This is a genomic window from Paenibacillus sp. LK1, from assembly GCF_002750415.1.
Lineage (GTDB): Bacteria > Bacillota > Bacilli > Paenibacillales > Paenibacillaceae > Paenibacillus > Paenibacillus taichungensis.
Genome location: NZ_PEII01000001.1, coordinates 578,302 through 589,452, shown reverse-complemented (window position 1 = coordinate 589,452; position 11,151 = coordinate 578,302). Strand labels below are relative to the sequence as shown.

At 46.8% G+C, this 11,151-nt stretch carries 6 protein-coding genes; 5 read left to right on the top strand and 1 reads right to left on the bottom strand.

What is annotated here, in order from left to right; all coding sequences use genetic code 11:
• Window positions 1-201 precede the first annotated feature (201 nt).
• The gene (locus CS562_RS02720; RefSeq protein ID WP_099853439.1) at window positions 202-2,058 is read left to right on the top strand and encodes an adenine deaminase; all 1,857 of its coding nucleotides are present in this window, start codon (window positions 202-204) and stop codon (window positions 2,056-2,058) included.
• Window positions 2,059-2,455: 397 nt separating this feature from the next.
• Window positions 2,456-3,376 carry a hypothetical protein gene (locus CS562_RS02715; RefSeq protein WP_099853436.1) on the top strand — a complete coding sequence of 307 codons (921 nt, stop codon included), beginning with the start codon at window positions 2,456-2,458 and terminating at the stop codon, window positions 3,374-3,376.
• Window positions 3,377-3,530: 154 nt separating this feature from the next.
• Here CS562_RS02715 and CS562_RS02710 read toward each other — a convergent pair whose 3' ends face one another.
• The gene (locus CS562_RS02710; protein WP_076289433.1) at window positions 3,531-4,445 is read right to left on the bottom strand and encodes a helix-turn-helix transcriptional regulator; all 915 of its coding nucleotides are present in this window, start codon (window positions 4,443-4,445) and stop codon (window positions 3,531-3,533) included.
• A 172-nt stretch (window positions 4,446-4,617) separates the two neighbouring features.
• On the opposite strand from CS562_RS02710, the gene yicI reads away from it, so the two are divergent.
• From yicI to CS562_RS02695, 3 genes are all read left to right on the top strand, one after another.
• The gene (gene yicI / locus CS562_RS02705) at window positions 4,618-6,936 is read left to right on the top strand and encodes an alpha-xylosidase (protein ID WP_076289434.1); all 2,319 of its coding nucleotides are present in this window, start codon (window positions 4,618-4,620) and stop codon (window positions 6,934-6,936) included.
• A gap of 222 nt (window positions 6,937-7,158) precedes the next feature.
• On the top strand, window positions 7,159-8,175 hold the full coding sequence (locus CS562_RS02700; RefSeq protein WP_099853433.1) for an aminoglycoside phosphotransferase family protein: 1,017 nt from the start codon (window positions 7,159-7,161) through the stop codon (window positions 8,173-8,175).
• 15 nt (window positions 8,176-8,190) lie between these two features.
• The gene (locus CS562_RS02695) at window positions 8,191-11,103 is read left to right on the top strand and encodes a glycoside hydrolase family 3 protein (RefSeq protein WP_099853430.1); all 2,913 of its coding nucleotides are present in this window, start codon (window positions 8,191-8,193) and stop codon (window positions 11,101-11,103) included.
• Window positions 11,104-11,151 lie beyond the last annotated feature (48 nt).

Below are 11,151 nucleotides of genomic sequence, written 5' to 3'. Positions count from 1 at the left end.
TACGAAGTAGATCACTGGACATAGATAATTGCATCTCTTCTGACATGAAATCAGAAGGATTAGGTTTTATGGATAAAAAATGATCCATCCTTTGTGTGCATGCACAATAGGTGTGAATTATCTTTACACATGACGGCGAGACTCATATAATCGTAACAATCTATTTTTTTGGATCGTTTATTTAATGAAGGAGGCAGCAGCATGAATACACCATCTTTTGAACGCCCTTTAATGGCGGATTGCGTACCGGATCTGGTGGCAACAGCACGGGGAGACTTGCCTGCGACCTTGGTAATTCGGGGCGGAACACTGGTTAATGTGGTTTCGGGTGAAATTATACCGGGCATGTCTGTAGCGGTACAGGGAGCCCGGATTGCATATGTTGGCAAAGATGTAAGCCATACGATCGGTGAGCATACACGTATTATTGAGGCAGAAGGCAAATATATTGCTCCCGGATTGCTGGATGGGCACTGTCACATAGAAAGTACACAAATGAAAGTAACCGAGTTTGCAAGAGCCGTTCTGCCTTCCGGTACAACGGGAGGATTCTTTGACCCGCATGAAATCTCGAATGTGCTTGGACTCAAAGGTTTGCGATTGATGCTGGATGAAGCTCGGACGACACCAATGGCTGCTTATATGCAGGTGGCTTCCTGTGTTCCTTCCACACATCCTGGACTCGAGACAACAGGCGCTTATATTGGACCGGAAGAAGTGGCCGAAGCCCTCTCCTGGGGTCCGGATATGATTGGTCTAGGTGAAGTAATGAACTTCCCTGGGGTCGTGTACGGGGACGAGACGATGATCGGTGAGATCCAGGCGACGCTCCGAGCAGGGAAGGTGGCAGACGGTCACTTTACCTGGGCAGCGGATGACTGGCGTCTGCCAGCCTACGCTGCAAGCGGCGTTACGGGGGATCATGAATGTGTTACGAAGGAAGATGTGGTGGAACGTCTGCGGCTTGGCATGTATGCCAAAATGCGTCAGGGCTCTGCATGGCATGACGTGGCGGAAACGATCAAAGCGTGCACAGAACTTGGCCTGGATACACGTCGCATGATGCTGGTGACGGATGACCGGAGCTCGGAATCACTGCTCAAAGAAGGTCATATGGACTTTGTTGTGCGTTTGGCCATTTCTCAAGGGGTGAAGCCGGTTACCGCTTTCCAGATGGCGACGATTAATACGGCTGAACGTTTCGGCGTAGCACGCGACATTGGTGCGGTTATTCCAGGGAATATCGCCGACATTATTTTGCTGGATGGACGCTTGGCTGATGTCCATGTAGGCATGACGATTGCCGCAGGGCATGTCGTGGCAGAGAACGGCAAAATGACAGCAGTCTGGGACAGCTTCACATACCCGGAAGAGGCGCTGAACACCATAAAACTGGAAGCCAATATCCAGCCGAAGGACATGGAGCTGTCTGCGCCGATTACCGAAGGGACGATTGGAGCAAGAGTGATTCATGTGACGGAGAATCATGTGGATACTAAGGAGAAGCATGTTAATGTCACGGTGGAACATGGCAATGTCGTCGTTTCAACATCAGGTGAAATCTGCAAAATTGCAGTGTTGGAGCGTCACAAACAAACCGGCAATCGCGCCGTTGCTCTTGTTGGGGGAATTGGCTTCACAGGTCCTGCGGCCATTGCGATGACCGTTGCACATGACAGCCACAATCTGCTCATTATCGGTAATGATGACGCATTGATGGCCGAGGCGGGCAACCGGGTCGTTGGGATGCAGGGAGGCGTAGCCGTCGTGACTGCCTCTGGTGTGACCGAATTTCCGCTGCGCATTGCAGGCCTGATGTCCACGGAATCTTTTGAAGTGGTAGCAGCTCAATCTGCAGCTATAAGTGAAGCGTTACGGTCTGCTGGTTGTATGTTAAATAATGCATTTATGACGCTGTCTTTGCTGGCGCTTGTCGTTATTCCAGAATTGCGCTTGTCTGATAAAGGCTTGGTACGCATTTCGGCAGAAGGCATTGAGCTGGTATCTCTGTTTGATGACATAGTGGAGAATACACCGGCTGCTCCGGCAGGTAATTAACGAATTAAAGAATAATAGCGTGTCCATTCTTCCTTGAACCGGGAGAGAAGTATAGGTCGCCTTTGGGCGGCCTTTTTTTATTTTCACAGGAAAACGCTTACTAGGTCTTGAGTCGTCTGTTGTACATATGCAAAAAATGACCCATGTTAGGGTGAAATTAGGACAAAATTAAATTATTTTTCATAAATGAGACTTTAGGACTATAAATACAGAAGTGTGAATACCCGAAATAATGTTATATGATTCTTTCGTCGTAAGTCTAAGAGATGATGTTGCATATAAAAGCAATGTAAATAGTCGTACATCGAAATTGTATCCAATGAATGAATATAAAACGACAGAATTTCATCGAGATTTGCACGATAGAGCTGCATAACATCAAAGGGAGTGTACAAATATGAAAAGCAAAAAGAGATACCAATTCATTTTGTTAATTAGTTGTTTCATGCTGTTTACGGGAAATACTTATGTTTGCAAAGCCACTGCACTTGGCTCAGTCGACAGTTATGAAACCATCCATGGAACGGTTCAGGGATCGGTAAGAGCAACCTGGGTATGGGATACCACACAGATTCAAAATAACCCTCAGCTAGTGCTGAAGTTTGCCACAACGAACAAAATCAATACGATCTACCTACAAATGAATCGGGATGTAAAACTTCCGTACTATACATCTTTCATTCGTCAAGCCAGAGAGAAAAATATTGCCGTGGACGTTATGGATGGAAGACCTGCTTGGGGACTGACGGAGAGTCGGGGTCAAATTGCAGATTTTCTGGACTGGGTTGAAGCGTATCAAAATCAAGTAGAGCCTAATGAGAAATTTGCCGGCATACATCTGGACATTGAACCTCATGTACATCCAGAGTGGAAAACCAATCAGGCCAGTGTGATCACGCAGTGGCAGGGGAACGTTGAATACATCGTCGATCGGGCCGCACGGATGAAGATGCCGGTAGCCGCTGACCTGCCTTTCTGGCTGGATGGTTACAAGATTCCGGGTTCCACGATGAATGTAAGCAGCTGGATGATCCGCAAGTTTGACTCGATTACCATTATGGCTTACCGGGATACGGCTGCGGCCATCTATAATGTGGCGAAGGATGAGCTTCAGGAAGCGTCACTTTTGGGTAAAACGGTATCGATCGCCGTGGAGACCAAGCAAAGCAAAGAAGGCGATTTTATTACCTTTTATGAAGAGGGTACAGCATATATGGAAGCACAGCTCAAGTTGGTAGAGAAAATGGCAAGTGTGCATTCGTCTTTTAACGGATTCTCGGTGCATGAGTACAGCTCATGGGAGACATTGAAAAAGTAAAATGAAATTCCAATACATCAGAAAGATAAAGGAGGTGCTACGGCCGAACGGGCTGAAGCACCTTCTTTGCATCTGTTAACTCATATAAAAGTGGAGAACAGTGAAGTATCATCAGTTCAGAGTGCCGAATGCTGGTCCTGAAAGATGTTTAAGCTTAGACCAGTGCAGGTTCCATCGCCACTTTCTCATAAAACATTTTGCGATATTGGGACGGGGTAATATTCTTGTGTTTCTTGAATGTTGTAATGAAGTAGCTCAAATGCTCGAACCCAACGTCCATGGCAATATCCACAATTTTGTGATCGGTATTCTCAAGCTGAACACAGGCCTGCTGGATGCGATAATAGTTGATATAGTCGACCGGACTTTTCTGCACCATCTGTTTGAAAAAGCGGCAAAAATGTCCTTCGCTCATATTGGCCTCATCTGCCAGTTCTTTTAGCTTGAGTGGTTCGGGGTAACGCTTGTGAATATAGCTTAACACTGATTTCAGACGCTCCACTTTATCATGACTGCCTGACGGAATGGTCCCTTTGAGTGCAGCAGGTCTCATATGTTCAAACATTTGTGCAAATATTAAATAGAGGTAAGCTTTGGTTGTCATCTCGCAGGTTGGTGTCCCGGCGGCATGATCGGCGAAAATCCGTTTCAAATGTAAAATGATTTCTTGGCCCCACGCTTCATCCGTTTGGATATGGTAAGGGGGGAGAACCGTTTTGTGCACCAGTGGGCCAACGAATTTCTCCTGTACAGCATCGAATGTACGGCTGCCTAATAGCTCCGGGTTAAATACGATGGATGAAAAAACACAAGGGACATCACCTTTCAGATAGCCGGCGTGAATTTCGCCCCGATTGATAAAGATGGCTTCTCCCGCTTGGACTTCTACCGTATTCATATCAATTTGAAAAACAGCACTGCCCTGAGTCACCATGGTGAACTCCATCTCATCGTGCCAATGGCAATCGAGAATGCTGTCCCCATTCAATTGTTGAATATCCGGGTATACACTGACTGGATACATGGCATTGCCGTGAATCCGGTCTTCCCGTAATCGTTCACGTTCCATATGAGAATCTCCTTTTGCATCATTATTAATGTAAACGTTCCCATAGATTGGTGGTGTTTATAAAGAATCGGATAAGAAATATCAGAATCGTGATATATTTGGTCAAAATATGAGAAGAAATTCGTTATTAATGTCAATATTATTATAGTATAACCGAAGGGGGAAAGAAAACATGAAATTTACTGATGGATTCTGGATGACTCGTGAAGGGTACCACATTCAAAACCCGACTGACATTCGTGATATTGTGCAAAAAGAGGATTCTTTGACCGTATATGCGGCAACTAAATATATTCGCACCAAAGGCGACACGTTGAATGGTACATTGCTTAAAGCAACGTACAGTTCACCTATGCCTAACGTTATTCGTGTAACTTTGAATCACCATAAAGGCGGAGTGAAAAAAGGGCCTGTATTTGAGCTTAATACTCAAGATGCAAACGTTGACATCTCGAAAAATGAACAAGGTGCTGTTTTGAAAAGCGGCAATCTGGAAGTTCAAATCGACAAAACGAACGGTTGGGACGTCAGCTTCCTGTATGGAGGAAAACGGATTACAGGTAGCGGTCAAAGAGCGGCTGGTTATATTACTGGTCCAAGTAAGGAAGCGTACTTCCGCGAGCAGCTTGATCTCGGCATTGGTGAATATGTTTATGGACTCGGTGAGCGCTTCACGCCGTTTGTTAAGAATGGTCAAGTGGTTGACACTTGGAATGAGGACGGCGGTACAAGCAGTGAGCAGTCATATAAGAACATTCCTTTCTACTTGTCCAACAAAGGATATGGCGTATTTGTAAACCATCCTGAACGCGTATCGTATGAGATTGCATCTGAGAATGTATCTAAAGTGCAGTTCAGCGTAGAAGGGGAGACTTTGGAATACTTCATTATCGGCGGTGACAATCCAAAGGATGTACTTGATAATTATACGAAATTAACAGGTAAACCAGCGCTTCCACCAGCATGGACGTTTGGTCTGTGGCTGACCACATCATTCACAACGGATTATGATGAAGCAACGGTTAACCATTTCGTGGATGGCATGGCTGAGCGTGATCTTCCGCTGTCTGTATTCCATTTTGACTGCTTCTGGATGAAGGAATACCAATGGTCTGATTTCGTATGGGATGAAGCGATGTTCCCAGATCCGGAAGGCATGCTTGCACGTCTGAAAGAGAAAGGACTCAAAATCTGTGCGTGGATCAATCCATATATTGCAGAAAAATCCTACTTGTTCGATGAAGGCATGGAGAACGGTTATCTGGTAAAAACAGCGGATGGCAGCGTATGGCAATGGGATATGTGGCAAGCAGGTATGGCTCTGGTTGATTTTACGAATCCGGATGCTGTTAATTGGTATAAGAGTAAGCTGGAAGTTCTGCTTGATCAAGGTGTTGATTCATTCAAAACAGACTTCGGTGAAAGAATTCCGACAGATGTCGTGTACTTCGATGGCTCTGATCCGGTTAAAATGCACAACTATTATACACAGCTCTATAACAAAGCTGTATTTGAATTGCTCGAAGAAAAGATTGGCAAAAACGAAGCTGCCCTGTTTGCACGCTCTGCAACAGCAGGTGGTCAACAGTTCCCAGTTCACTGGGGTGGAGACTGCTCTTCTACTTATGAATCCATGGCTGAATCACTTCGGGGCGGTCTCTCGCTTGGACTTTCCGGTTTCGGATTCTGGAGCCATGATATCAGCGGATTTGAAAGTACAGCAACCCCTGACGTATACAAACGCTGGGTACAATTCGGACTTTTATCTTCTCACAGCCGCCTACACGGAAGCACTTCGTATCGTGTGCCTTGGCTGTTCGACGAGGAATCCGTGGACGTTGTTCGTGACTTTACCAAACTCAAAATCAGCTTGATGCCGTATCTCTACAATTCTGCGGTGGAGTCGACTGTAAAAGGTATTCCGATGATGCGCGCTATGCTGCTGGATTTCCCAGAGGATCCAACAACATTCAGCCTGGATACACAATACATGTTTGGTGATTCGATCCTGGTGGCTCCAATCTTCAACAAGGAGGGTGATGTTCGTTATTACCTGCCTGAAGGTACATGGACCAACTATCTGACAGGTGCTAAAGTTGAAGGTGGACGCTGGATTAGCGAAAATCATGACTTCAAAACACTGCCAATGATGGTTAAGCCAAACAGCCTGATTGCTGTTGGTGCTGTGGATAGCAAACCGGATTATGACTTTGCGGATAATGTGTCCCTTCACTTGTTCGAACTGGCTGACGGCAACTCCGCTCAAGCGGTGGTTGTAAACCAAAGTGCTGAGCAGGAGCTGGTTGTTAACGTATCCCGTAACGGCTCTGTTCTGGAAGTTCGTGCTGAAGGTGCAGGCAAACCATGGAATATCGTGCTGCGTGGCATCGAAAGTGTATCCGGCGTAGAGGGCGGTTCCCAAGCGTCTGGTACAAATGGTGTTGTCGTTACGGCAGCAGCAGGTGCTAGCTCGCTTACAATTCAACTGTAAAATTTATTGGATAAACAGAAGGACGGTGCCGCAAGGTTCCGTCTGTTTGTCTACTGTCGTGCCATTGGAAGATATGGTTATAGAAAAGAAATGGTAGTATCATTTATAGATTGAACTAAGCTTTTACATGATCGGAAGGTTGTTCTGTCATCGAGGTGGCAAATGTAAATATTCTTTAGTTCAATTTATAAAGCGACAGATAAAGATAGGGGATTATATCTAATGAGTACAACGAATTCAGGTTTACACCAAACCATTACTGCCGAGATGCTGTATAAGTTGGTAGAGAACACTTTTGGAACCGCTACCATTGTGAAGAGTTTTGCACTTTTGCAGGGTGGACTTTTTAATACAACGTATCGAATTCAGCTTGAACATGCGTCATACGCGGATGTGATATTACGTTTGGCTCCAGAGCGGGTAGAGATGCCGCTCGGCTCTGCTGGCGATCCGTTATTTTCATTTGAACGTACAATGATGTCTGCTGAACCTGTTGTTTATGAATATTACCGTAAAGCAGGCATTCCTGCTCCAAATATTATTGCCTGTGATGACAGCGGATTGATCATTCCGAGAACCTATATGTTTATGGAGTTTATACCTAGTAAGCAGCTGGATCATTCATCGATTTCGGAAGCAGATAAAGAACGATTATATCATCAGCTAGGCGCTTATACGGCTGTAATGCATCAGATTGAGGGTGAATCGTTTGGCTGGCCGCAGGGCGATGGGACGATTAAAGGCTCGGATCATTGGTCCGAGGTGCTGCACGCTTTTGCAGGAGAGACGGCACTCAAAGCGTCACAAGTTGGCTATATGCCAGGTGTGGGAGAAGCAATCGCAGATATGTTCATAACAAATAAGGATTTATTTGATCAGGTGACTGTTCCGGTTCTTGTTCATAACGATCTGTGGGAAGCTAACGTGCTTGTTCATGAGGAGAACGGGCAGCTAAACATAGCCGCCATCATTGATGGGGATCGTTCCATGTTTGCGGACAGGCAGTTTGAGGCTATTTTATCGACAGAATCATCAGCTGGTTTTCATGAAGGCTATGGCCAGTCACAGAATATGACAGATGAGGGTCAGGCACGCCTTTTGGCCTACCGCATACTTTCCTCTTATTTTAACGCATATGTGCATGAACATCAGGTTGATCAGCCGGAGGCAGGCCAGAAGTATCGCGAGCGTACACTGGATCTATTGGAAGAATGGAAGGGACTCAAACTTAACGAATAAGTAGGAGGGGTTAGTATGAAAGAGTATACTCAATATCCGATGTGGGACGCAACATTGCCATTGGAAGAACGATTAAATGACTTGATTGCGCGTCTGACAACGGAGGAGAAAATCCGATTAATTCCTACACGCGAAGCAGCAGTACCCCGATTGGGAATACCCGGCTACAATGTGGGTGGCGAAGCGGCTCACGGGGTTGCCTGGATAGGTGAGGCTACCGTTTTTCCGCAGCCGCTCGGTCTGTCGAGCACCTGGAATACCAAGCTCATGCGCGAAATTGGTTCCGTCATCGGAGATGAAGCCAGAGCATACCACCATCGTGCACCCGAGCGTCACGGCTTGACCTTATGGGCGCCAACCGTCGATCTGGAACGAGATCCGCGTTGGGGCAGAACGGAAGAAGGTTATGGTGAAGATCCCGTACTGACAGGTGAAATGTCAGCTGCTCTTGTGAAGGGCATGCAGGGTAACCACTCTTTCTATCTTAAAATGGTTGCGACGCTTAAGCACTTTTTTGCCAATAATAATGAGAAGGACCGGTTGAATTGTTCATCCAGCATCGATCCGCGTAACTTGCGTGAATATTATTTAAAAGCCTTCGAGACGCCTTTCGTAGAAGGTGGGGCCTTGTCCATGATGACAGCCTACAATTCGATCAACGGTACACCCGCCATTGAAAGCCCATATGTGAATGATGTGGTCAAGGGTGAGTGGGCCATGCCTGGATTTATCGTGTGTGACGGGGGAGATTTGTCCCAGACGGTCAATTATCACGGTTATCATGCCACGCATGCGGAATCGGCGGCAGGGGCTTTAAAGGCAGGTGTGGACTGTCTGACGGACGAGGTTGACTTAGTCGTATCTGCCTTGGAAGAGGCGCTTGAGCGAAACTTGCTGGAGGTCGAGGATCTTGACCGGGCCATTCGAAATATTTTTGGCGTGCGGATGCGGCTTGGACAACTGGATCAGACGGGACTTAACCCGTATGCTTCGATATCGGAATCTGTATTGTGCGCGCCTGAACATGCCAAATTAAGTTATAGAGCAGCAGCAGAATCTATCGTTTTACTTAAAAATAATGGACTGCTTCCTCTCCAATCGGAAAGATTGCAGAAGGTTAGCGTAATCGGTCCCCTTGCGGATGTAGTCTATACCGATTGGTACAGTGGCACACTGCCTTATCGTGTTACCGTTTTGGAAGGGCTGCGTAAGAAGCTTGGCGGTGCGGAAGTATCTTTTGCAGATGGGAATGATCGTATCAGTCTGAAGACAGCCGATGGCAAGGTAATCACGCTTGGGGCAGAAGGAAAGCTTGTTGCCGTGCCGGAAGGCAGTGCAGAAGCTACTGAATTCATTCATCAGGACTGGGGCTGGGGAAGTCACTCGCTTCGCAGTGTGAAAAACAATCGCTTTGTCTCGTTAACCGAACAGGGTATCTATCAGGCGAATGCACCGGAGATTGGTGGTTGGTTCGTCAAGGAAGTGGTACAGATTGATTCACAGCCGGATGGAAAAAGTACGCTGCGAACGTGGAACGGACTGCCACTAAGGTTGGATGAACATCAGGGGCAACTGGTGCTATCCCCAGCGACGGAACAAACAGACGAAGACCTGATTTCATCTGGTAATCCGGACGCCGTAGAAGGGAAGAAGCAACCTGCTGTGTTTAAGCTGGACGTTGTTGCTAACGGAATAGAACAGGCGAAAAAAGCTGCACAGAATAGCGATGTTTCTGTCGTTGTTGTTGGTAATAGTCCCTATATTAACGGTAAAGAGGAAATTGATCGCCCAAGTCTACAGCTTCCGCCTGAGCAGGCCCGACTGGTAAGAGAAGTCTGCCAAGTGAATCCTAATACGGTCGTTGTCATTGTTGGCAGTTATCCATTCGCACTGCAAGAGTTAAAAGACGTGGCTCCGGCAATCGTATACCTTACGCATGCAGGCCAGGAACTGGGGAATGCGGTTGCGGATGTTCTGCTCGGAAACTATGCTCCTGCTGGTAGACTGAACATGACATGGTATGAGGATGAATCGCAGCTTCCAGACATCATGGATTATGACGTTATTCATAACAGTACAACCTATATGTATCATGAAGGTCCAGTCCTGTATCCCTTTGGTCATGGATTAACCTATTCCGACTTTGAGTATAAGGCGATTCGAGTGGAGCGGACAGAGGGATCTTCTGGAGATGATGTGCTGAAGATTGAAGTGCAGGTTGAGAACAAAGGGGAACGTGCCAGCGATGAAGTGGTGCAGCTGTATGGGCACGCCCAAACTTCACGGGTGAAACGCCCACAACGTCAGTTGATCGGCTTCCGGCGGATTCATCTTGCTTCCGGCGCCGTGGAAAATCTTTCTTTCGAAATTCCTGTTCAGAAACTGGCTTTCTGGGATGTCACTCGAGACAAATATTGTCTTGAAACCGCCGCCTGGTCGATCATGGCTGGACGTTCCTCAGCAGATATTCGTCAGACCGCAGAAATTCTCATCGAGGGTGAAACCATTCCTCAACGAGCACTGAACCTACCTACGTTTGCGGAAAATTACGATGCTTATGCAGGCGTTCTGTTGGATGAGTGTCTGGAAGGCCGTTCAGCCATCCGTGCCATTGTTTCAGGTGAACCGCTGTATAATGAAGGTCGTTCTTCCTGGATTTCATTCCACGACAATGGCTTCCGGCAAGCTAGTGGGTTTGAAGGTCGTGTGGCAGCCTTCGGAGTAAGTGGCGAATTGGAGATTCGGGCTGAAGGTCCAGAAGGCCCGCTGCTCGGCACTTGTGTCGTTCCCGGTTCTGCTGGAACAGTCAACGGAAAGGATCTTCAGTGGAGCACAGTTCGCTGTTCCCTGAAGGCAGAGCGTGAGATTGAACAGCTCTGCATCGTTTTCAAGGGCGGTGCAGCTCTTCAGCAATTTGTACTGAAATAAATGTTGATTTGTTGATCTTCATAATGATAGTGAAAAGGGCTGTCCCGA

Bases quoted from the DNA above. Each gene is read 5' to 3' on its own strand.
- CS562_RS02720 (WP_099853439.1), top strand. From the start codon at position 202: ATGAATACACCATCTTTTGAACGCCCTTTAATGGCGGATTGCGTACCG.
- CS562_RS02715 (WP_099853436.1), top strand. From the start codon at position 2,456: ATGAAAAGCAAAAAGAGATACCAATTCATTTTGTTAATTAGTTGTTTC.
- CS562_RS02710 (WP_076289433.1), bottom strand. From the start codon at position 4,445: ATGGAACGTGAACGATTACGGGAAGACCGGATTCACGGCAATGCCATG.
- yicI (WP_076289434.1), top strand. From the start codon at position 4,618: ATGAAATTTACTGATGGATTCTGGATGACTCGTGAAGGGTACCACATT.
- CS562_RS02700 (WP_099853433.1), top strand. From the start codon at position 7,159: ATGAGTACAACGAATTCAGGTTTACACCAAACCATTACTGCCGAGATG.
- CS562_RS02695 (WP_099853430.1), top strand. From the start codon at position 8,191: ATGAAAGAGTATACTCAATATCCGATGTGGGACGCAACATTGCCATTG.